The following is a 21,031-nucleotide window of genomic DNA, read 5'->3' on the forward strand; positions in this document are numbered from 1 at the left end:
CTGACAGCCCCCGTAAGGCGGGGACCGCAGGCTTCCTGCAGTTGTTCCTGAGACGCTGTAGGAGAGATCAGCTTCCGGCCTATCTCATGTTGTAAGGAAATTCGAATACGAGACCAGCTATGGGCAGGACGATATTTACGAGTTGCTCATGTTTGACACGCTCGAAGTAGACCCGTCCACGAGCAACTTCGTTAGGAGATAGAGAGGTTGCCTCGAGAGGATGTTCGCTTGCGACCTGCTCGGCCGTTTTAGATTTTGCTTCCGGGTCAGATTGGTCGGCATTGGGGGCTTGTGAGGCGTCCGCCCCGATCAAGGCGGCGGTTTGTCGGGGGAGCAGGGAGGAGCCACGCTGGGGGGTAGGAGATGTCGGCGGCTGCGGGGCCGGGGATGAGGAAGGGAGGTCCTTCAGGTCGCTGGGTGGGACATACAGGAGGACTTTGGGCTTGGGCGTGACGACCTCGACGCGGAAGTCCTCGGGGGTCACATTCTGGGGCAGGACGGTATTGTTGGCGATGCTGACATCGGCGCGGGTGTAGGGACCCTCTTGCGAGACGGAGATCATTACGGTGAAGCGCGGGGAGTTGATCACCTTATAGTTTCGACCGTAGAGCTTCTTGCTGAAGCAGTTTGCGTTGGGCTGGCAGGTGATTACGTTATCGGGAAGGATGGTCTGGGGGACGCTTGCGGCAAAGAGGACGGTTGGGGAGGTGAGGGCTAGGAGGAGGGAGATTTGCTGCATTCGAGTCATGGGGAGACCTCCTGCTGGGTCGCAGTGCAGGTAACTTAGCAGTTACCAAGGAGGTACAGAATGACTCGATAGTTGTAGGGTGCGTGGCGGGGGTGGAGGGTAAGTTGCGAAGGGTTGCGATGGACGCCTGGCGACCATCGCAACCCTTTTGTAACTTTGTTGGACGCGGAGGTGCCTGCCTGGTTCTGCAGCTTTTCCGCGGAGAGGGGGTGGATTAGGCGGGCTGGATGTTTGCAGCCTGCTTGCCCTTGGGGCCAGTGGTGATGTCAAACGTTACGCGCTGGCCTTCCTGGAGGGACTTGAAGCCGCTGGAGTTAATTGCAGAGTAGTGCGCGAAGAGATCCTCTCCACCGTCTTCCGGGGTGATGAAGCCAAAACCTTTTGCGTCGTTGAACCATTTCACTGTACCGTTTGCCATGATGCGTCCTGCTTTCGTAAGGCGATATTTCGCCGTTACTTATAAGCGTAGCAGGATGTGAGCGATTTTCAATCAATAAGGTTACAGGTTTCTTCAGAAAGAGGCGGAAGCAGGTCGGTTGGGGTTGACTGGAGTGATTTTGAGGGGTGGGGTACCCCCTCCCCCCCTCCCCCCTTGGGGTATTTTAGGGACAAGTGCAATGGATGCTTTGGTTTAGCGGCAGGGTGTGTCGCTAAACTATTGCATTCAAGTGGGTTGTGCACAAAATATTTATTTTGTGTGGGTTAGAGGTTGGTTTCGTTTAATTTTTCATAATTTCGGGCTTCGAGGGTCTTCGTGGAGACTGCTTCATCGTGGTGGATTGCTGGCCTTTCGTGGTGAGTTCGTGGTGCGTTGTGGACAGTTAAAGGCCAAGGGCTGCCGCAGCTCTCGCCGCTGGCAGCCCCTGGGACCTGATCTCTCTTTGACTTACTCTTACTCGAGCTCTCTTTGAACTCTTTTACCTGATCTCTCTTTTAATTGTAACGAACTGGAGATAACTCATACGCCAAGTTTGGCGAAGATTTTTTTGATTTTTCTTTGGGCGTGAAATTTGGCCGGTCGAGACTTGGTCGTTTCCGGGTTTCAGAGGCTAGGATAGGCATTGTCCTTATGACGACCACAAAATCGAGTTCTGTATTTCTTCTGGCCAGGAGTGCTATCACTGGTGCGCTGGGCGGCCTGCTGTTTGGCTTCGACACGGCTGTGATCGCTGGAATTACCCATGCACTGACGGACAAGTATCAGCTGTCGCCGGCGAATCTTGGCTTTACGGTTTCGATTGCGCTGTGGGGGACGGTGATTGGGGCGATGGGCAGCGGCGCCATGGGCCAGAAGCTGGGCAGCCGCAAGGCGCTGCGATGGATGGCGGTGCTGTACGTGATCTCGGCGCTTGGCTGTGCGCTGGCGGGTAGCTGGACCATGTTTTTGTTCTTCCGGTTTCTTGGCGGGCTGGGGATTGGCGGCTCGTCGGTGCTGGGGCCGGTTTATATTGCGGAGCTTTCGCCGGCGAAGTGGCGCGGGCGGATGGTGGGTCTGTTTCAGATTAACGTGGTGGTTGGAATTCTGCTGGCGTATCTCTCGAATGCGATTGTGGCGCACTTTGGGTTGGGGGCGATTGAGTGGAGGGTGCAGATTGGAGTGGCGTTTGTTCCGGCGGCGCTGTTTTTGATCATGCTGCTGAGTGTTCCTCAGAGCTCGCGGTGGTTGATTACGCAGAACCGGATTGCGGAGGCTACGCTGACGCTGCAGCGGATGGGTTCGCCTGATTCGGAGGCGGAGGTGCAGGAGATTATCGAGTCGATTCGGCAGGAGCGGCTGGAGTCGGCCACGAAGTTATTCTCTGCGCAGAACCGTCTGCCGATCTTTCTGGCGATTTCGATTGGGATGTTCAATCAACTAACGGGGATCAACGCGATTCTTTACTACCTGAACGATATCTTTGCCAGTGCCGGGTTCAGCCGGGTATCGAGCGATCTTCAGGCGGTGGCGATTGGGGCGATGAACCTGGTGGCGACGCTGGCTGGGGTTTCTCTGATCGATAAGGTGGGACGCAAGAAGCTGCTGCTGGTGGGGGCGGTGGGTTGCGGGGTTTGCCTTCTGGCTGCGGCGATGATCTTCCAGACTCAGTCGCATCAGCAGTTTCTGCTGGTGGTGTTGATTGCTTATATTGTCAGCTTCGCCTTCTCGCAGGGGGCGGTGATCTGGGTTTATATCAGCGAGGTGTTTCCGACGAGTGTTCGGTCGAAGGGGCAGAGCCTGGGCTCGTCGGCGCACTGGATTACGAATGCGCTGATTGCGAGTATCTTTCCGGTGCTGGCTCGATATTCGCGGTCGATTCCGTTTTTCTTTTTTGCGGCGATGATGGTGGTGCAGTTCCTGGTGGTGCTGTTTGTGTATCCGGAGACGAAGGGGTTTACGCTGGAGTCGATGCAGAAGCATTTGCATGAGAAGGTGAAGCCTGCGGTGTGAGCTTGCGAATGCAAACGCAGATCCCCTTCGGGGATGACAACCAGAGAGGCAACAACAAATACAAATACGGGGGTCTCTCCACTACGTCGCGCGATGAGACTGCGCGACTTCGGTCGAGATGACGCTTTATGAGGAATTGGCGGGGAGTTGTGACTTTTTGGGTTAAGGAGATTGGACGATGCGGTTAGGGTTGTTTACGCCGATATTCAATGGGTTGTCGCTGGATGCTCTGCTGGCGGAGTTGAAGAAGTATCCGCAGATTGAGGCGCTGGAGATTGGGAGTGGCGGATGGCCGGGGAGCAGCCATCTGGATCTGGAGGGGATGCTTGCGAGTAAGGAGGCGGCGCGTGCGTTTCGTTCGAAGCTGGAGGATGCGGGGCTGACGATCAGTGCGCTATCGTGCCATGGGAACCCTGTCCATCCTAAGAGAGAGATTGCGGGGCGCGACGATGAGCTGCTGCGCAAGACGGTCAGGTTGGCCGAGCAGATTCATGTGCCTGTGGTGGTTACATTCTCTGGATGCCCCGGTGGGTCGGCGCAGGATGTGACGCCGAACTGGATTACTGCGGCCTGGCCTCCGGAGTTTTCGGAGGCGCTGGCCTGGCAGTGGGAGGAGCGGCTGATTCCCTACTGGAAGGGTGCGGCTCAGTTTGCGAAGGATGCTGGGGTGAAGGTGGCGCTGGAGGCTCATCCGGGGTTTTGTGTGTATAACCCTGAGACTGTTTTGAAGCTGCGTGCGGCTGTGGGTAGTTCTGTTGGGATCAATCTGGATCCGAGTCATCTTTGGTGGCAGGGGATCGATATTCCTGCGGCGATTGGTGCGCTGGGGGAGGCGATCTTTCACTTTCATGCGAAAGATGTGGCGATCAATGCGGCGATGCGTGATGTGAATGGGGTGCTGGATACGAAGAGTTATCGTGAGATGGCGAAGAGGTCGTGGTTGTTTCGGTCGGTTGGGTGGGGGCATGGTGAGTTGGAGTGGAAGAGGATTGCTTCAGCGTTGCGGCTTGCTGGATACGACTATGTGATGAGCATTGAGCATGAGGATGCTCTGGCTTCGACGCAGGAGGGGTTGTCTTCTGCCATTGGGATGTTGTCGCGCGTGTTGTTGAAGGAGCCTCCGGTGGAGGCCTGGTGGGCTTAAAAGATAGTGTCCTGCCGGACGGGCCTCCTGCGCGGAGGGCGGTCACTTCGTGACTTGTATACCCCTTCGGTTGGCGCTCCCGTTGGTCGCGAGGGAAGATTATGCCGACCAACGGGAGGACCATGCGAAGCTCTAAAAAGGCGTGCGAACGCCCGCCCTCCGCGCAGGAGGCCCGTCCGGCAGGACATTTTTTTAGAGAGGCGCTTCGATCGGGGTTGCGCCTGCGCTTTCTGCTGCTGTGACTGGTGAGCTTTCCTTGTCGGTGAAGGTGAGTAGGAAGAGCACGAGGACTGCGGCTGATGCAGAGGCAGCGACAATCCAGATCGATTGCCACGAATGAATCGTTGCTCCGGTTGCTGATGTTGTGGTGTAGCGCTCTACCACTGCTCCAGAGAGCCAGGAGCCTACGAACATGCCCGCGCCATAGGTGATGAAGGTAATGAGTCCCTGGGCTGCGGCTCGTAGCGCGTGGGATGCCTTGCGGTCGATGTAGATCTGGCCGGTGACGAAGAAGAAGTCGTAGCAGATGCCGTGGAGAAGGATGCCGAACCAGAACATCCAGACCTTGGTGTCGGCGTTGCCGTAGGCGAAGAGGAGATAGCGGAGGACCCAGGCGGACATGCCCGCGACGAGCATGTACTTGACACCGAGACGGCGGAAGAACCAGGGGATGAGAAGCATGCAGAAGAGCTCGGACATCTGGCCGCCGGTCATCTTGCCTGCGGCGTTGTGGACGCCTGACTCGTTGAGGAAGAGGTTGGTGAAGGCGTAGTAGAACTGCAGCGGGATGCAGATGAGGAAGGAGGCGATGGCGAAGATGGCCATGGAGCGCTCGTGGAGGAGAGCGATGGCTTCGCGGGGGAAGATGCTGGAGAGGGAGAAGCGGCCTTCGCGGGCGAGGGGTGGGGTGTCGGGGAGGGTGAGGCAGTAGAGGGCCATGAGGATGGAGAGGGCGGCGGCTAGTTGGAGGGGGCGCGCGGTGGCTTCGAGGCGGAGGGTGCCTACGAGGAGGCCGGCTGTGATCCAACCAGCGGTGCCGAGGACGCGGATGGGGCCGAACTCGAGCTTGGGGTCGGACATTTGGCGGAAGGCTAGCGAGTTGGTGAGGGCGAGAGTGGGCATGAAGCAGAGGCAGTAGAGGAGGAGCAGCGGGTAGATAGCGCTGAAGACGATCTGTTGCGAGGCGAGGAAGAGGAGGATGCCGCCGAGGAGATGGAGTCCGGCTAGGACGCGCTGGGTGGCGAAGAGCTTGTCGGCGATGAGGCCGACGAAGAAGGGAGCGATCATGGCTCCGACGGCGGTGGTGCCGGCGGCTAGGCCGATCTGCTGGCCGGTGAAGTGGAGGGAGGAGGCGAGCCAGGTGCCAACGGTGACATACCACGCTCCCCAGATGAAGTACTCGAGGAACATCATTGCGCCGAGTCGTACACGGATCTGCATGTTCACGTTGGTTGAGTTCCCTTCTTGCTTCGCTGCTTATTTCGCTGCTTGTTCCGCTGCTTGGGTTAGGGTAACGCGAATGCTACGTAGGCTGCTCCCTGAGGGCCTTTGGGGTTGCGGGCGTTGCTGGTGGCGATGACGACGTACTGGCGGCCGTCGACCATGTAGGTGGCAGGGGTGGCGTTGCCGGCGTAGGGGAGGTCGCCTTGCCAGAGGAGGGTGCCGGTGCGGCTGTCGAAGGCGCGGAGGGTGTGGTCGAAGTTGGTGGCGGCGATGAAGACGATGCCGCTGGCGGTGACGATGGGACCGCCGTAGTTTTCGGTGCCGGTGTCTTTGAGGCCCTTGGCGGCGAGCTCGGGATAGTTGCCGAGGGGGATCTTCCAGAGGTAGCGGCCGGTGTTGAGGTCGATGGCGTTGAGAGTGCCCCAGGGTGGCTGGACGGCGGGGTAGCCGTCGGGGTCGAGGAATTTGCGGTAGCCGGTGAAGCGGTATTTGGCGAGGCCGCCGGGTGGGGCTAGGGCGGACTCTACTTCTTTTTTGGAGAAGTTGTTAGAGGTGACGGCGGATTCGACGATGGGGGCGCTGTCGCCGAGGAAGCGGAGGAGGGCGGCGGTGTCGGCGGCGGTGAGCTTGTGGAAGGCGGGCATGCGGCCTTTGCCGTCGTGGATGTTGGCGAGGATCTGCTGGTCGGTGAGGCGGAGGCGGACGCCGAGGAGGCCGGGGTAGTTGGAGGGTGCGCCGAGGAGGTCGTCGCCGTGGCAGATGGCGCAGTTTTTGTCGTAGATTTTGGCGCCGGCGATCTCGTTGCGGTTGGCGGATTTTGGGGCGGAGGTTGTTGCGCTGCCGCCGGTGTCGCCGGTTTTGAGGTACTCGAGGACGGCGGTGAGGCGGGCGGCTTCGACGTTGGGGAAGGAGGGCATGCGGCCCTTGCCGTTGTGGATGATCTCGGTGATCTGGGCGTCGGAGAGATGCTTTCGCTCGTCGATGAGAGAGGGGAATGCGGGAGGACTTCCTTTGCGGTCGCCTCCGTGGCAGATGGAGCATTGGCTTTGGTAGACGTTGGCGCCGAGGCTGCCGCCTGGCTTGTTTTCGGTGAGGCCGCCGGTCCAGACGATATCGTTGGCGTTGATGTAGATGACGCCGGTTTTGATGTCGACGGCCGAGCCGCCCCACTCGGCGCCACCGTCGAAGCCGGGGAAGACTACGGTTTGCTTGTCGACGGTGAAGGGGACGAAGAGGCCGTTGCTGATGAAGGATTTGAACTGCTCGGTCGCCCAGGCGTGCGCTTCGGGGGTGCGGGTGGTGAGCATGTCGGCGGTGAGGAGCTGGCGGGCGTAGGGCGCGGGGATGGATGGGATGGGCTGAGTGGGGGAGGCTTTTTCGCCGGGGGCGGTGGAGGCGGGGAAAACGCGCTCCTCGATGGGGAAGAGCGGCTTGCCGTTGGTGCGGTCGAAGAGGAAGAGGTAGCCCTGCTTGGTGGTTTGGGCTACGGCGTCGATTTGTTTGCCGTGGGAGCGGACGGTGACCAGCGACGGGGGCGAGGGGAAGTCGCGGTCCCAGATGTCGTGGTGGACGCCTTGAAAGTGCCAGAGGCGTTGGCCGGTGTTGGCGTCGAGGGCGAGGAGGGTGTTGGCGTAGAGATCGTCGCCGATGCGGTCGAAGCCGTAGAAGTCGTTGACAGCTGAACCTGTAGGGACGTAGACGATGCCGCGCTTTTCGTCGAGGGCCATGCCGGTCCAGTTGTTGGCGGAGCCGGTGACCTTCCAGGCGTCTTTGGGCCAGGTTTCGTAGCCGGGTTCGCCGGGAAGGGGGATGGTGTGGAAGATCCAGCGGAGCTTGCCGGTGTGGACGTCGTAGGCGCGGATGTCGCCGTGCAGGGCAGGCTCGGTCTCAGGCGCGCGGAAGCCGACGATGATCATGTCTTTGTAGACGATGCCTGGCGTGGTGAGGGCGGCGAAGGATTGAGTGACGTCTTTTTCGTTGAGGTCTTTGCGGAGGTCGATCTTTCCACCGTCGCCGAAGGTGGAGATGAGTTTGCCGGTTGCGGGATCGATGGCGTAGAGGTTGGTCAGTAGACCGGCGAAGAGGATGCTTTGGGTTCCGTCGGTCCAGTAGCTGAGACCACGGGTAGGTTGGAGGCCGGGGGTTCCGGTGCTGAAGGTCCAGAGATTTTTTCCGGTGGCGGCGTCGAGCGCGATGACCGTTTGCGTTGGGGTGAAACCGAAGAGAACGCGACCGACGATGAGCGGATTGGTCTGGAGGCCGCCCGGCTCTTTGGTGTCGAAGGTCCATGCGACTTTGAGCTTGTGGACGTTGGTGCGGTCGATCTGATGGAGAGCGGAGTAGTGATCGTCTGCGCTTTGACCGCCGTAGACTGGCCAGTCCGTGCGTCGTGCGGGATGCTTCTTTGTTCTGGTTTCGGCAGAGATGCGCTGGTTCGACAGTGGGGATGAGGCGAGGGCAGCTGCGATTAGAAGCGTGGCTATGATTGCTCTGCGTGTCTTCGTCTGAGAAGCTGTCTGAGCACAAGAGGAAGAAAGGCAACGACAAATACGGGGGTCTCTCCACTGCGCCGCGCGATGAAGCCGCACGGCTTCGGTCGAGATGACGGTTTTTATCGGGCTATTATGCAAGTTCTTCACGTTTTTCTGTCGGCCCATGGCTAGTCCGTGTATTTGATGATCTGCATGAAGCCGTAGTCCATGTGGAGCTGCTGATGGCAGTGCAGGAGCGAGTCGCCTGGGTTGTCTGCGAGGAAGTCTACGGCGACGGTTTGGAGCGGCATGACGTTGACGGTGTCCTTGATGAGTCCGCTGAGGTGCTGGTCGTCGATCCTGGTGACTTCGAAGCTGTGCCGGTGGAGGTGGATGGGATGCTGGTCGCCACTGGCGTTGCGGAAGAGCATGCGATAGCGTTTGCCGTGCTTGACCATCAACGGTTTGACGTTGGGCCATGCATCGCCGTTGATCGTCCAGGTGTCGAACTTCGAACCGTTGAGTGTGCCGGCGTCGCGGAAGGTGAGGGTGAAGGTCTCTTCCGGCTCTGCGACTTCGTCTTTGGCGGCGAATCGGGTGTAGTCCCACTCAACAGGTTGCGGGTCGCGCCAGACGGGTTCGCCTGATCTGCCGGCGTACTCGACGACGACGCAGAGGCCAATGTCTCGGCTCTGCTTGAGGGTTGAACCGAGGATCCAGACGCCTGGGGAGTTCATCTCGACGATGGCATCGACGCGTTCTGCGACGGCGAGGGAGAGGACTTCGACGGAGTATGGATTGGGGACTGGGTTGCCGTCCATGGCGATGACCTTGAAGGTGTGGCCGGGGAGAGCGAGCACTGCGTTTTCGGTTGCGCTTGCGTTGAGGAGGCGGAAGAGAACTCGCTCTCCTTGTTTGACGCGGATGGGTTCCCCTGCGCCGAGCATGTGCGCATTGATGGTGGCGTGATCGTAGCCTACGTCGGAGCCGGCGGTCTGTGGCATGTTCTGCGATTCGGCGCGCATGGTTTCGACCATCGGGACGAAGTGAGGGCCCCAATGACGGATTGCGAGGTTGACTTCCTTGTCGTGACGGCCTGGGTCAGGTGCGCCGTCGACGAGAAGAAAACCGAACTGGCCGGTGTAGGCGGCGAGGGAGAGATCGCCCATGGCCATGGCGTGGGTGTGATACCAGCGGGTGCCGGAGGGGTTCGGCGTGAGGTGATAGCGCAGGGTCGCTCCAGGCGCGATCAACGGAGAGCCTTCTTCTACAGCGCCGTCATTTAATGAATCGGTGGTGAGGCCGTGCCAGTGGACGAGGTCAGGATTTTTTGAGGCGTTGGTGACGTCGATCGTGACTGGCTTGCCTTTTTTCAAGCGGAGCAGAGGCCCAGGAACCTGGCCGTTGTAGGCGATGGTGTTGATCTGGACGCCGCGACCGATGTCCAGAGTGCAGGGCTCGATGCGCAGGCGAAGATCGGCGGCGTGTTCCGGTGCTGCCAGTCCCCAAGTGATCCGTGGCGCCGCGGCATGTGCCAGTGTTGCGCCTGTTGCAGCTAAAAAATTTCTCCGGTTCATCAAGGCTCGCTTCGTGCTCGAGAGCTTATTCAGGGACGTCTTAGAGTAATAGCGTCTGGGGTTGGGATTGTCCAGTCTGGTTGCGGCGGGGGGTGCTTTGCGTTGGTTCCGACGCTCCTGGGACCTGTTTGAGAACTCTTGTAGCACTGCAGGTCCGTGGCCTGATTTTTGGGGAAACAAGCAACAGCAAAAGCGAAGATGCGGGGGTCTCTCCACTCCGCCATGCGATGAGACCGCACGGCTCCGGTCGAGATGACGCATCTTTTATCTCTTATCTGTGGAGTCTATGGACAGTTTCTTATTTCCAGAGGGAGTCGGCTGGTATGCGAATATAGGATCACATTTCCTACTTTGATGGACAAGGACTACCCCTTGAGATCGATTGCCGCTTGTCTGATTTCTGTTGCTTTGACTTCTGCGCTGTTTGCTCAGCCGAACCAGTTGCCGGTTGCCGATAAGGCGCTCGCGCGTGAGATCTTTCAGCAGCTGATCGAGACGAATACGACGGACTCGGTTGGCAGTACGACGGTGGCGGCTGATGCGATGAAGAAGCGGCTGCTGGATGCCGGGTTTGCGGAGTCGGACGTGGTGGTGATGGGGCCGAATGACAGGAAGGGCAATATGGTGGCGCGGTATCGCGGACGCGCGGGATCTACGCTGAAGCCGGTTTTGATCATCGGGCATATTGATGTGGTCGAGGCGAAGCGGTCGGACTGGACGACGGACCCGTTTCAGTTTGTTGAGAAAGACGGTTATTTTTACGGGCGTGGGACGCAGGATATGAAGGACAGCGATGCTGCTGTGGTTGAGAGTTTTATTCGGATGCGGCGTGAGGGCTTTGTTCCTGATCGCGATATTATTCTTGCTTTGACCGCTGACGAAGAGGGCGGGAGGTCAAATGGAGTGGATTGGCTGCTGAAGAATCATCGCGATCTGATTGATGGTGCGTTTGCGCTGAATCCGGATGCAGGCGGACCTGAGTTGGAGAAGGGTAGAGCTGTCAGCATGGGTGTTGAGGCTACGGAAAAACTTTACGCGGACTATCGAGTGACGGCGACGAACCCTGGCGGGCACAGCTCCCTGCCCCGGCCCGATAATGCGATCTACCATGTCGCTGATGCGTTGGGGCGATTGGAGAAGACGCCGTTTCCACTGGAGGCGAATGAGGTAACGCGAGTTTATTTTGCCAGCGTTGCGAAGACGGAAAAGGGGCAGCTGGCGGAGGATCTGAAGGCTGTGTCTGGAACTGTGCCGAATGCGGAGGCTGCGCAGCGGTTGTCGAAGGACCCGATCTACAACTCACTGCTGCATACGACCTGCGTTGCGACGATGATGTCCGCTGGCCATGCGCCAAATGCATTGCCGGGAAGCGCGGTCGCGAATGTGAATTGCCGCATCTTTCCTGGCCATTCGCAGGAGGAGATTCGGCAGGAGCTGATTCGGATCTTTGCCGATCCGACACTGAAGGTGCAGTATGTCACCAACTCGGGCGAGGTGATGGAGAAGGGGTCCGATCGTAAGTCGATGGCTCCGCCGCCACTGGATCCGGTGGTGTTCAAGCCGCTTGAGGCGACGGTAAATTCGATATGGCCCGGAATTCCAGTGATTGCGGAGATGGAGACGGGCGCTTCTGACAGCGTTTACACGATGGATGCGGGGATTCCGAGTTATGGGTTCTCAGGCATGGGTGTGGATCGCGATGATGTTCGTGCTCACGGGCGGGATGAACGTATTCGTGTCGTCGACTTTTTTGCCGGAGTTGAGTTCGAGTATTTGTATCTGAAGGCACTGACCTCACAGTAGGGCTAGTTGAGGGCGGGCTTCTCGCTGCAAGACTTCTTTATTTTTTTCTGGGGCGTGCGGGAAAGCCGGCGTGCCTGAGCAACCACGCCTCTTGTTGGCGATAGACGGGCGTGGATAAAACCATGCTGGTGGTGGGCATTCCGTAGGGGAGCAGGCGCTCGATGAGTGACTCGAGTTCATCGATGGAGGAAAGGCGAACTTTGATGAGGAAGGCTTCTCCGCCGGTGATGTGATGGCACTCCTGTACGGCGTCGATGGTGGGGAGGAACTTGAGGAAGGGGCGGTAGTGGGTGTTGTCGCAGGTGAGCCGGATGAAGGCCATGACGGAGTAGCCGAAGGCCTTTTCGTCGAGCAGGGCGCGGTATGCCAGGATGACTTTGGCGCTCTCGAGCTGATGGATTCGCTCGGCTACGGCGGAGGGGGAGAGGCCTACCTTGCGGCCTAGCTCCGCGTAGGATGTTCTGGCGTCTTCGGCGAGCATGCGGACGATGTTGTAGTCGATGGGGTCAAGATCTTGTGCCATGGTTTACTCCTGTGTTTCCTAGCAATTAGACATCAGAATGGACAATTTGTTCGTTCTATGTCACGACGGTATCCGGTGTGATACCTGTTGACGATGATTGATTCGTTGGATTTTGATTTGTTTTTTTGGTGTTTCCTCTGATTTTTGGGTGAATTTCCGGATGGTTTCCATGGCTTACTCGACTGCGCTCCTCTATGCTGCTGGTTATGGTTGAACTAGATGGAAGATCGTTGACGATTGATGAAGTTGTTCGTGTCGCGCGGAGTGGCGAGTCCGCTTCGATTGCAGGGGCGGCGCTGGGCCGCATGAAGATCTCGCGCGGCAAAGTGGAGGAGGCGCTTCAGGGTGAGACTGCGGTGTATGCGCTGAACACTGGAGTGGGGCTGCTGGCAAATGTTCGGCTTGAGGCCGATGGGATTGAGCAGATGCAGTTGAACCTGGTGCGCTCGCACTGCTGCGGGGTGGGAGAGCCTCTGGCCGAGGATGTGGTTCGGGCGATGATGTTGATCAGGGCTAATATTCTTGCGATGGGCTTGTCGGGGATTCGGCCGGTGGTTGCGGAGCGGCTGTGCGACCTGCTGAACTGTGGCATCACTCCGGTGGTTCCGATGCGTGGAAGCGTTGGCGCGAGCGGGGATCTGGCACCGCTTGCTCACATGGCTCTAGTGTTGATTGGGGAGGGCGAGGCCTTTTTTGCTGGCGAGCGGCGGCCGGCTGCGGAGTGTTTGCAGGGAGCCGGACTGCAGCCGTTGAAGCTTCAGGCGAAGGAGGGGATCTCGCTGCTGAACGGAACGCAGGCGATGCTCGCGATCGGATGTCTGCAGCTGCGTGACCTTGACGAGTTGTTTCAGTCGGCACAGATTGCCGCGGCTCTGACACTGCAGGCACTGCGAGGCACGGCGGCGGCCTATGATGAGAGGCTTCATGCAGCACGTCCTCATCCGGGGCAGGTTCATAGCGCGGCTTCGCTTCGCGACCTGCTTGAGGGATCGACGCGGCATCGCTCGAGTACGAGCGTTCAGGATGCCTATTGCCTGCGCTGCGTTCCGCAGGTCCATGGGGCAGTGTGGGACTCGTTGCGTCAGGCAGAGCGGGTGTTCGCGATTGAGTTGAATAGCGCGACGGACAATCCTTTGCTGTTTGAGGATGACTTTGTCTCAGGCGGAAACTTTCATGGAGCTCCGCTGGCGCTGGTGCTGGATCAGCTTGCGATTGCTCTCTGCCAGTTGGCAGGCATCTCGGAGCGGCGGACCGAGAGGCTGATGAATCCGAGTCTGAACGAGGGGCTTCCTGCGTTTCTGGCTACGCGGCCGGGGATTGAGTCGGGATTGATGATGGCCCAGGTGACCTCGGCTGCGCTGGTGGCGGAGATGCGGGTTCTGGCTACGCCGGCCTCTGCGTGCTCGATCCCGACGAGTGGGAATCAGGAAGACTTTGTGAGTATGGGGATGACCTCGGCCCTGAAGCTGATGCAGTCGGTGACACACTGCCGGATGGTGCTGGCGATCGAATGGCTGACGGCTACGCGGGCGCTTGACCTTCGCGGGGATCGTTCCGTCTCGTTGTTGCTGGATGCGGCTCGCGATGCTTTTCGAGTTGATTGCCCCGCCTGGGAGGGAGATCGCGTTCTGTCCGGGATAATGGCTGCGGCGGATGCGTTTCTTGCGAAGATCCATTGGGCGTCGACGTTGAACACGCAGGAGGTCGCTCACGCATGAGCGCTTACACCCCTATTCGTGCACCGCGTGGAAATGTACGCACTGCGCAGGGCTGGATTCAGGAAGCGGCCAAGCGCATGCTGATGAACAACCTCGATTCGGAGGTGGCTGAAAAGCCGGAGGAGTTGATCGTCTATGGAGGGCGCGGGAAGGCGGCGCGCAACTGGGAGGCCTACCATACGCTGGTTCAGACGCTCGATCGTCTGAAGAACCACGAGACGATGCTGGTGCAATCCGGGAAGGCGGTGGCGGTACTGGAGACGCATCCGCTGGCTCCGCGGGTGCTGATTGCCAATTCGAACCTGGTGCCGCACTGGGCTAACTGGGACGAGTTCGACAAGCTGGATCGTGCGGGCTTGATGATGTACGGGCAGATGACGGCGGGCTCGTGGATCTATATCGGGACGCAGGGGATTCTTCAGGGGACCTACGAGACTTTTCTTGGCGCGGCGCAAAAGTACTTCAACGGCTCACTGAAGGGAACGATTACTGTGACAGCCGGCCTGGGGGGCATGGGAGGCGCGCAGCCTCTGGCGGTAAAGCTGGCTGGCGGAGTGAGTATCTGCATTGAGGTGGACGAGAGCCGTATTCAGCGCCGCATTGCTACGCGGTATCTTGATGAGGTAGCGAGCTCGCTGGAAGATGCGATTGCGCGGGCAACGGTGGCACGCAAGGAGGGCCGTGCGGTTTCGATCGGACTGCTCGGGAATGCCGCTGCCATTTTGCCGCAGATCGTGCGGTCTGGTTTTGTGCCTGATGTTGTTACAGATCAGACGAGCGCGCATGATCCGCTCTATGGCTACTGGCCGATTGCCAAAGAAGATGAAGATTTGACGGCACAGCGTAGTCGAGAGCCGGAGCGTTATCTTGAGCGTGTGCGCGCCGATATTGCACTGCATGTTCAGGCGATTCTGGAGCTGCAGCGCAGGGGCGCGATCTGTTTTGACTACGGCAACAATCTGCGGGCGCAGGCGAAGATCGCCGGCGTGAACGATGCGTTCGACTATCCGGGATTCGTACCTGCGTTTATTCGTGACTCTTTCTGCGAGGGACGAGGACCGTTCCGGTGGGTTGCCTTGTCGGGTGATCCGGCTGATATCGCGGCTACTGACGCGGCGCTGCTGAAACTTTTTCCTGACGATGCGCGGTTGAATCAGTGGCTTCCGTGGGCCGGAGAGCATGTCGCTTATCAGGGTCTGCCTGCGCGCATATGCTGGTTGGGGTATCGGGAGCGGGATAAGGCCGGCCTGCTGTTCAACCAGATGGTGCGGGATGGCCGACTGAAGGCTCCGATTGTGATCGGTCGCGATCATCTGGATGCCGGGTCGGTTGCGAGTCCGTACCGCGAGACCGAGGCTATGCTGGATGGTTCGGACGCTGTCTCCGATTGGGCGTTGCTGAACTTTGCGACAGGAATCGCCAGCGGGGCCGGGTGGATGAGCTTTCACCATGGGGGCGGTGTCGGCATGGGATACAGTCAGCATGCCGGACTGGTTGCTGTGGCTGATGGCAGCGAGGAGGCGGATCAGCGGTTGCGGCTCTGCCTTACCAACGATCCGGCGATGGGCGTGATTCGCCATGCCGATGCGGGGTATGAGAAGGCTCACAGGATCGCGGCTGAGCGTGGCCTCGATAGGCCGGGTGTGCAAAGTGCAGATGTCGTCAGTGCAGATGGCGTCGGGGCGAAATGAGCGAGTTGCTTTTGACTGGGATCTCGCAGGTGGTTACTCCGTTTGGACACGGGCCGAAGCGTGGGGCAGCGATGGGGCAACTGCGGATCATTCCAGAGGCGGCAGTTGCTGTTGATGCGGGCGTGATCTCATGGATTGGGCCGGAGCGTGAGTGGCGCGGCTCTGCTGAGTCGGTGATTGATCTTGGCGGTCACGCGGTTGTTCCAGGACTTGTCGATCCACATACGCATGCGGTGTGGGCGGGCGATCGTCTTGCTGACTTTGAAGCGCGGAGTACCGGAGCGACCTACGAAGAGATTCTCGCGGCGGGCGGCGGGATATGGCATACGATTCGTGAGACCGCGGAGAAGAGCAGCGAGGAGATGGCGGCGCTTGCGTTGCCTCGCATCGAGGCGCTACAGCGTTCGGGCGCTACGACGATCGAGGTGAAGTCTGGATATGGGTACACGCTCGAAGCTGAGTTGCGGATGCTTGAAGCTGTTCGCTTACTTCAGGAGCGTACGCAAAGCCGCTTGGTACCTACTTTGCTGATCCACATTTGTCCCGAAGGACTTGCGGAACGAGAGACCTATCGCGAGATGGTTTGCAAGGAGTTGATACCGGAGGTTGCGAGGCGGCGTCTTGCTTCTGCGGTGGACATCTTTGTTGAGCATCATGCGTGGAGCGCGGAAGATGCGAGGATTGTGCTCGCTTGTGCGCAGGCGGCCGGGTTGAGTATCAAGCTGCATACGGAACAGTTTCAGCAGGTGGGTGGCCTGGAGTTGGGAGTGAAGATGGGAGCTCTGAGTGTCGACCATCTTGAAGTGTGTTCGGTCGAGCAGTGTGGGTTGGTCGCGAGGTCGAAGACGATTGCGACGATTCTGCCCGGCGTGAGTCTTCACCTCGGACTTGCTGCTGCGCCGGGAAGGAAGTTGATCGATGCTGGCGCTGCGGTGGCGATCGGCACTGACCTGAATCCGGGGTCCAGTCCGCTGTTCTCTGCGGCGGCGGCAATGGGCCTGGCGGTGCGGTTGAATGGACTGACGGCGCCGGAGGCTCTGACCGCGTGCACGGTGAATGCTGCGGCGGCGCTTGGGCTTGCAAATGTTGGGAGGCTGGAGGTTGGGATGCAAGCAGATCTGGTGGTGCTGGAGAGCTCCGATTGGCGAGACCTGCCTTATACTCTCGGACAAAATATCGTGCGTGAGATCTGGGTTGCCGGACGAAAGCAGGCAGCATGAGCGTGTCTTACCAGCCGGATCTTGTTTATGTCGACGGACGATTTCGGAGCGGCTATGAAGTTGTTGTCGCGGATGACGGAACGATCTTCTCGGTTGGTCCGACGAAGACGGACGGTGGCCCCGATGTTCGGCGCTTGCCGGGTCGGGCGCTGTTGCCGGGAATGATCGATATCCATTCGCACTCGTTTCAGCGTGCGTTGCGCGGCAAGGCGGAGTCGAGGCGCAGGAGTGGGCCTGACTTCTGGTCGTGGCGGAACATCATGTATCGCTGTGCGCTTGCGCTGACTCCGGAGGAGATTTACCACGTTGCCCGTATGGCGTTTCTTGAGATGACGCTTGCGGGGATCACTACGGTTGGGGAGTTTCACTATCTTCATCGCACGCCGGCGGGGGAAGCGTATGCCGATCCGAATTTGCTGGCGAAGCAGGTGATTCGCGGTGCGGAGAGCGTGGGGATACGGATTGTTCTGCTTCGGTGCGCTTATGCTCGTGCGGGCTTCAAGCTTCCGCCGGACTCTGGCCAGATCCGCTTTATTGAGCCGGATATGGAGAGATTTTTGCGTGATTCGGAGACGTTGCGGAATGAGATTGCTGTGATGGCTTCGACCATTAGCTTTGGGCTTGCTCCGCATAGTGTCCGGGCTGTTCCGCGTGATTATCTCAAGGCTATTTCGGGCTGGGCGCAGACACATGGTTTGCCGCTGCATATGCACGTTGCGGAACAGCCTGCGGAGATTGAGGCTTGTGTTGCTGAGTATGGAGCGACTCCTTTTGAGTTTCTCGATGGGCTTGGGCTGATGACTCCGGACTTTACCGCGATCCATGCGATCCATCTGCAGGCTGGCGAGATGGAGCGGATGGGGCGTGGAAAGATTACGGTGGGGGCTTGTCCTACGACGGAGCGAAATCTTGGAGATGGGATTCTTGATGCAGATGCTTTGATCGATGCGGGGGTTTCGATTGCGCTCGGAACGGACAGCCATACGCAGACGGATGCGCTGGAGAATGCTCGCGAGCTGGAATCGAACTTGCGCCTGCGACACCTGCAGCGCGCGGTTCTCGATGGTCGACAGGGTGAGGCTTTGCCGGTTCTGCTCTTCGACTTTGCGACGCGTGCTGGTGCTCGGTCGCTGCATGTCGAGGCTGGGTCGCTGGAGGCAGGTAAGGCTGCCGACTTCTTTACGGTCGATCTCTCCGAGGCTTCGATTGCGGGAAGTCTGCCCGATGAGTTGCTGACGAATATTGTCTTCAGTATGTCTCCGAGAGCGATCCGAGATGTGGTCGTCGATGGTCGGGTCGTCGTCGACGATGGGCGGCATGCGATGCAGGGTGAGATCGTGGAGGCCTTTCGCAGCGTGCAGAGGCGGCTGGGGACTGAGCTATGACTCGTCCGCAGGTACTGCTGCAGGAGTTGGTGGCGATCCCTAGCGTGTCCTGCATGAGCAACCGCCCGGTGGTGGAGTGGATTCAGAGGTTTCTTGAGCCGCTGGGGTGGCATTCTCGACTGTTTTGCTATGACGATGCAGCGGGCGTCGAGAAGGTGAATCTTGTTGTCTCGCCTCAGCCAATGGGAGACGGGCGGATCGAGACGGAGCTTGCCATTGTCTGCCATACGGATACGGTTCCCTTCGGCGCTGAGTGGGTGGACGCAACGACGCTGCATGAGCGGGATGGGATGCTGCACGGCTGCGGCGCTTGTGATGTGAAGGGTTTTCTTGCGTGTGTGCTCGCCGCGGCTTCCACGGTGGATGCTGGGGAGATGAAGAAACGGCTATGCCTGGTGTTTACGGCGGATGAAGAGGTCGGTTGCCGGGGGGCTCGCTTTCTTCTTGAGCGAGACGCGATTCGTGCGCGGTACGCGATCGTTGGGGAGCCTACGTCGCTTACTCCTGCGCGTGCGGGGAAGGGCTATTGTCTTGCTTCGATCAAGGTAACGGGGCGCGCTGCACACAGTGCTTTTCCTGAGGCTGGCCGGTCGGCCATCTTTGCTGCGGCGCGGTTGCTGCGAGAGATCGAGGCGCTAGCGCAGGAGTTGATGGTGGACCGCAATGATGCTTTCTCTCCGCCGTGGACGACGTTGAACGTTGGTGAGATTCGCGGGGGGACGGCCAAGAATGTTGTTCCAGCTGAGTGCTCTTTCTTGTTGGAGTGGAGACCTGTTCCGACGCAACGACCAGAGGTTGTTCTTGAGCGGCTGCGTGAGGTTGTTCGTCGTTTCGAGGAGGAGAGCCGGGACGGGTTTGAGATACAGGTTGAGGCTCTGAGGATGGAAGGCGGGTTCGAGACTCGAATCGATAGTGCTGTGATTCAGGCTGTGATGAAAGAGGCTGACTCGAAGATCCAGACAATCGCCTTTGGCACGGAGGCACCGTGGATGGCTCGGATGGGCGCTGAGGCGGTGGTGATTGGGCCGGGATCCATGCTGACGGCGCATAGCCCGCGCGAGTGTGTGCCGATTGCGGAGCTCGAGGAGTGCGTTGCGATTCTGCGCCGGGCGATCAAGGAGCTTTGCGGCTAGTCGCGGATTGAGCGCGTTCGTTTGTTTGATCGCTTCGTCGAGTGTTCTCTATGTGGTGGGTTAGCGGGCTGCCTGGACTAACGCAGGACGGGTCGTGGCTAGGTTGGCGACGAGTTCGCCAAATAGCGAGTTGGCCCAGGCGAACCAGCTTCTCGTGAACTTTGTGGCGTCGTTGCGATTGAAGCTCTCGTGCATGAAGCCTGATCCGGCGCTGGCATGTTTCAGCATGGCGAGGGCGTGGGCGATCTCGTTGTCCGATTGACTGGTGAGGGCGTAGGTGGTGATGGCCATGGGCCAGATCATGTCTTTGCCTTCGTGGGGTCCACCGATTCCCTCGCCTGCACTTCCCTGAAAGAACCATGGATTGCGATCGCTCCAGACGAAGCTGCGAGTGCGGGCGTAGAGCGCTGCGTCAGGCGAGCTGTTAATGTACGGAAGCGCGAGGAGGCTCGGTACGTTGGCGTCGTCCATGAGCAGTTGGCTATCGTAGCCGTCCACCTCGTACGCCCAGATAGTTCCCTCGGCGGTCTGCGCCACGGCATGTTGTTGGAGCGCCTTCTTTACCTCGCCTGATAGTGCGTCGGCCTGGTTGGCGAGAGCTGAGTCATGCAGGATCTCGTTGGCCATCTGTGCGAGATAGCCGAGGGCTGTGACGGCGAAGAGATTCGACGGGACGAGGAATGGAAAGGTGCAGGCGTCGTCCGATGGGCGAAAGCCGGATGCGATGAGGCCGACTGGGCGCACCGGAGCGCCGTATCCGTCGCCAGGCAGGGTTTCGGTGGGGGTCTTTGAGGTGCGTTGAAAGTGATAGGGGCCGGGACTTTGCCTGCGCTGCTGAACGCGCATCGTCTCAACGACCAGCTTCATCGCGGCGCGCCAGGTTTTGTCGAAGGGAGAGGTGTCGCCGGTTGCGCGCCAGTATCTGTGGGAGAGACGGATCGGATAACAGAGCGAGTCGAGTTCCCACTTGCGCTCGCCGACGCCGCGCTTCATCTCGGTCGCATCGGTTCTACTCCACTCGAGCGGGGGCGCGTCGAGGTTCGCCATGAACGCATTCGCATAGGGGTCGATGAGGATGCATCGGGCCTGTCGACGGATGATGCCCTCGAGCATCTGACGGAGGTGCGCGTCGTTCGCAGCCAGAGGGAGATAGGGCCACACCTGGGCGGAGGAGTCGCGCAGCCACATCGCGGGGATGTCTCCTGTGATGACGGCTGTATCCGGCTTGCCTTCGAAGGTGCCGAACTCAACGGTCGTGTCGAGTGTGTTGGGATAACAGTTTTCAAAGAGCCATGCCAGCTCGGGATCGCCGATTTTGCTGCTTATGTTCGTAAGGTAGGCTTCGACGGCTGTGCTTTGAAATTTTCTGTCCTGGAGGGCTGGGCGTTTGGAGGGAGATGAGAAAGGCGTTGCGCCTGCGAAGACGGTGGAAGGGCGAAGCGTGATCGCTACTGCGGCTCCTGCTGTCATTCGCAGCATCTCTCGGCGGCTGGTTTTCCCGTTTGTCATCTTTGGTCTGGTCTGGGGTTCCGGATGTGAGGTTTTTTGACGGCTTAATGAAAGCAAAAACTCAATTTTGCCAGAGATATTTCAGTATGGTGACTTTTTGAGAGAAGATCAGTCAATATTTTGATCGAAATTATCTCTCTATTCAGTTTAGTCTACGTCAATAGAGTAGGTGTCTGCGCGACACTTGTCTTTGAGGTTCGACTTTCAGATTTTGTATCAACTTAATATCAATGGAGCA

General features: G+C 59.1%; 15 protein-coding genes. 8 read left to right on the forward strand and 7 right to left on the reverse strand.

All coding sequences use genetic code 11. The features are described 5' to 3' along the window. Positions 1 to 79: 79 nt before the first annotated feature. Together HDF09_RS18925 and HDF09_RS18930 are read right to left on the reverse strand one after the other, a co-directional pair. Complete coding sequence (locus HDF09_RS18925; RefSeq protein ID WP_183769034.1) at positions 80 to 748, reverse strand: hypothetical protein; 669 nt, start codon at positions 746 to 748, stop codon at positions 80 to 82. A gap of 214 nt (positions 749 to 962) precedes the next feature. Beyond that, positions 963 to 1,166, reverse strand: a complete 204-nt coding sequence (locus HDF09_RS18930) for a cold-shock protein (protein WP_020712649.1) — start codon at positions 1,164 to 1,166, stop codon at positions 963 to 965. A 651-nt stretch (positions 1,167 to 1,817) separates the two neighbouring features. On the opposite strand from HDF09_RS18930, the gene HDF09_RS18935 reads away from it, so the two are divergent. Both HDF09_RS18935 and HDF09_RS18940 read left to right on the forward strand, forming a co-directional pair. Continuing rightward, positions 1,818 to 3,176 (forward strand): sugar porter family MFS transporter, encoded by a 1,359-nt coding sequence (locus HDF09_RS18935; protein WP_183769035.1) that lies wholly within the window; start codon positions 1,818 to 1,820, stop codon positions 3,174 to 3,176. 178 nt (positions 3,177 to 3,354) lie between these two features. Continuing rightward, the gene (locus tag HDF09_RS18940) at positions 3,355 to 4,320 is read left to right on the forward strand and encodes a sugar phosphate isomerase/epimerase family protein (protein ID WP_183769036.1); all 966 of its coding nucleotides are present in this window, start codon (positions 3,355 to 3,357) and stop codon (positions 4,318 to 4,320) included. Between the two features lie 192 nt (positions 4,321 to 4,512). Here the strand turns inward: HDF09_RS18940 and HDF09_RS18945 are convergent, their stop codons facing one another. From HDF09_RS18945 to HDF09_RS18955, 3 genes are all read right to left on the reverse strand, one after another. Next, complete coding sequence (locus HDF09_RS18945) at positions 4,513 to 5,760, reverse strand: MFS transporter (protein WP_183769157.1); 1,248 nt, start codon at positions 5,758 to 5,760, stop codon at positions 4,513 to 4,515. Between the two features lie 65 nt (positions 5,761 to 5,825). Next, on the reverse strand, positions 5,826 to 8,402 hold the full coding sequence (locus tag HDF09_RS18950) for a c-type cytochrome (RefSeq protein ID WP_311720016.1): 2,577 nt from the start codon (positions 8,400 to 8,402) through the stop codon (positions 5,826 to 5,828). Between the two features lie 20 nt (positions 8,403 to 8,422). Continuing rightward, the gene (locus tag HDF09_RS18955; RefSeq protein WP_183769038.1) at positions 8,423 to 9,811 is read right to left on the reverse strand and encodes a multicopper oxidase family protein; all 1,389 of its coding nucleotides are present in this window, start codon (positions 9,809 to 9,811) and stop codon (positions 8,423 to 8,425) included. Positions 9,812 to 10,183: 372 nt separating this feature from the next. Here HDF09_RS18955 and HDF09_RS18960 point away from each other — a divergent pair, with 372 nt between their 5' ends. Continuing rightward, positions 10,184 to 11,614 carry a M20/M25/M40 family metallo-hydrolase gene (locus HDF09_RS18960; RefSeq protein ID WP_260181803.1) on the forward strand — a complete coding sequence of 477 codons (1,431 nt, stop codon included), beginning with the start codon at positions 10,184 to 10,186 and terminating at the stop codon, positions 11,612 to 11,614. A 37-nt stretch (positions 11,615 to 11,651) separates the two neighbouring features. On the opposite strand, the gene HDF09_RS18965 is transcribed toward HDF09_RS18960, so the two are convergent. Then, the gene (locus HDF09_RS18965) at positions 11,652 to 12,137 is read right to left on the reverse strand and encodes an Lrp/AsnC family transcriptional regulator (protein WP_183769039.1); all 486 of its coding nucleotides are present in this window, start codon (positions 12,135 to 12,137) and stop codon (positions 11,652 to 11,654) included. Positions 12,138 to 12,343: 206 nt separating this feature from the next. Between HDF09_RS18965 and hutH the strand changes: the two genes are divergently transcribed. From hutH to argE, 5 genes are read left to right on the forward strand one after another with little or no spacing between them, the layout of a single operon-like run. Then, a complete protein-coding gene (gene hutH / locus HDF09_RS18970) occupies positions 12,344 to 13,855 on the forward strand; it encodes a histidine ammonia-lyase (RefSeq protein WP_183769040.1) in 1,512 nt (503 codons plus the stop codon). After that, positions 13,852 to 15,546: a urocanate hydratase gene (gene hutU, locus HDF09_RS18975; RefSeq protein ID WP_183769041.1), complete on the forward strand. Its 1,695-nt coding sequence runs from the start codon at positions 13,852 to 13,854 to the stop codon at positions 15,544 to 15,546. Before hutH ends, hutU begins: the two co-directional genes overlap by 4 nt. Beyond that, entirely contained in the window at positions 15,543 to 16,766 is a 1,224-nt protein-coding gene (hutI, locus tag HDF09_RS18980; RefSeq protein WP_183769042.1) for an imidazolonepropionase, read from the forward strand. The genes hutU and hutI overlap by 4 nt, the downstream gene beginning before the upstream one ends. Beyond that, positions 16,763 to 18,151, forward strand: coding sequence for a formimidoylglutamate deiminase (locus HDF09_RS18985; RefSeq protein WP_183769043.1), 1,389 nt, complete (start codon positions 16,763 to 16,765; stop codon positions 18,149 to 18,151). The genes hutI and HDF09_RS18985 overlap by 4 nt, the downstream gene beginning before the upstream one ends. Further along, positions 18,148 to 19,284 (forward strand): acetylornithine deacetylase, encoded by a 1,137-nt coding sequence (gene argE, locus HDF09_RS18990; RefSeq protein ID WP_183769044.1) that lies wholly within the window; start codon positions 18,148 to 18,150, stop codon positions 19,282 to 19,284. The genes HDF09_RS18985 and argE overlap by 4 nt, the downstream gene beginning before the upstream one ends. Positions 19,285 to 19,344: 60 nt before the next feature. Here the strand turns inward: argE and HDF09_RS18995 are convergent, their stop codons facing one another. Next, positions 19,345 to 20,793 (reverse strand): glycoside hydrolase family 125 protein, encoded by a 1,449-nt coding sequence (locus tag HDF09_RS18995; RefSeq protein WP_221270213.1) that lies wholly within the window; start codon positions 20,791 to 20,793, stop codon positions 19,345 to 19,347. Between the last annotated feature and the right edge of the window lie 238 nt (positions 20,794 to 21,031).

It is taken from the genome of Edaphobacter lichenicola (genome assembly GCF_014201315.1).
GTDB classification, from domain to species: domain Bacteria; phylum Acidobacteriota; class Terriglobia; order Terriglobales; family Acidobacteriaceae; genus Edaphobacter; species Edaphobacter lichenicola_B.

Coding starts and splice junctions, on each gene's coding strand:
- HDF09_RS18945 (WP_183769157.1), bottom strand. CDS start 5,760: ATGCAGATCCGTGTACGACTCGGCGCAATGATGTTCCTCGAGTACTTC.
- argE (WP_183769044.1), top strand. CDS start 18,148: ATGACTCGTCCGCAGGTACTGCTGCAGGAGTTGGTGGCGATCCCTAGC.
- HDF09_RS18995 (WP_221270213.1), bottom strand. CDS start 20,793: ATGACAAACGGGAAAACCAGCCGCCGAGAGATGCTGCGAATGACAGCA.
- HDF09_RS18930 (WP_020712649.1), bottom strand. CDS start 1,166: ATGGCAAACGGTACAGTGAAATGGTTCAACGACGCAAAAGGTTTTGGC.
- hutU (WP_183769041.1), top strand. CDS start 13,852: ATGAGCGCTTACACCCCTATTCGTGCACCGCGTGGAAATGTACGCACT.
- HDF09_RS18965 (WP_183769039.1), bottom strand. CDS start 12,137: ATGGCACAAGATCTTGACCCCATCGACTACAACATCGTCCGCATGCTC.
- HDF09_RS18935 (WP_183769035.1), top strand. CDS start 1,818: ATGACGACCACAAAATCGAGTTCTGTATTTCTTCTGGCCAGGAGTGCT.
- HDF09_RS18955 (WP_183769038.1), bottom strand. CDS start 9,811: ATGAACCGGAGAAATTTTTTAGCTGCAACAGGCGCAACACTGGCACAT.
- HDF09_RS18985 (WP_183769043.1), top strand. CDS start 16,763: ATGAGCGTGTCTTACCAGCCGGATCTTGTTTATGTCGACGGACGATTT.
- HDF09_RS18940 (WP_183769036.1), top strand. CDS start 3,355: ATGCGGTTAGGGTTGTTTACGCCGATATTCAATGGGTTGTCGCTGGAT.
- hutH (WP_183769040.1), top strand. CDS start 12,344: ATGGTTGAACTAGATGGAAGATCGTTGACGATTGATGAAGTTGTTCGT.
- hutI (WP_183769042.1), top strand. CDS start 15,543: ATGAGCGAGTTGCTTTTGACTGGGATCTCGCAGGTGGTTACTCCGTTT.
- HDF09_RS18925 (WP_183769034.1), bottom strand. CDS start 748: ATGACTCGAATGCAGCAAATCTCCCTCCTCCTAGCCCTCACCTCCCCA.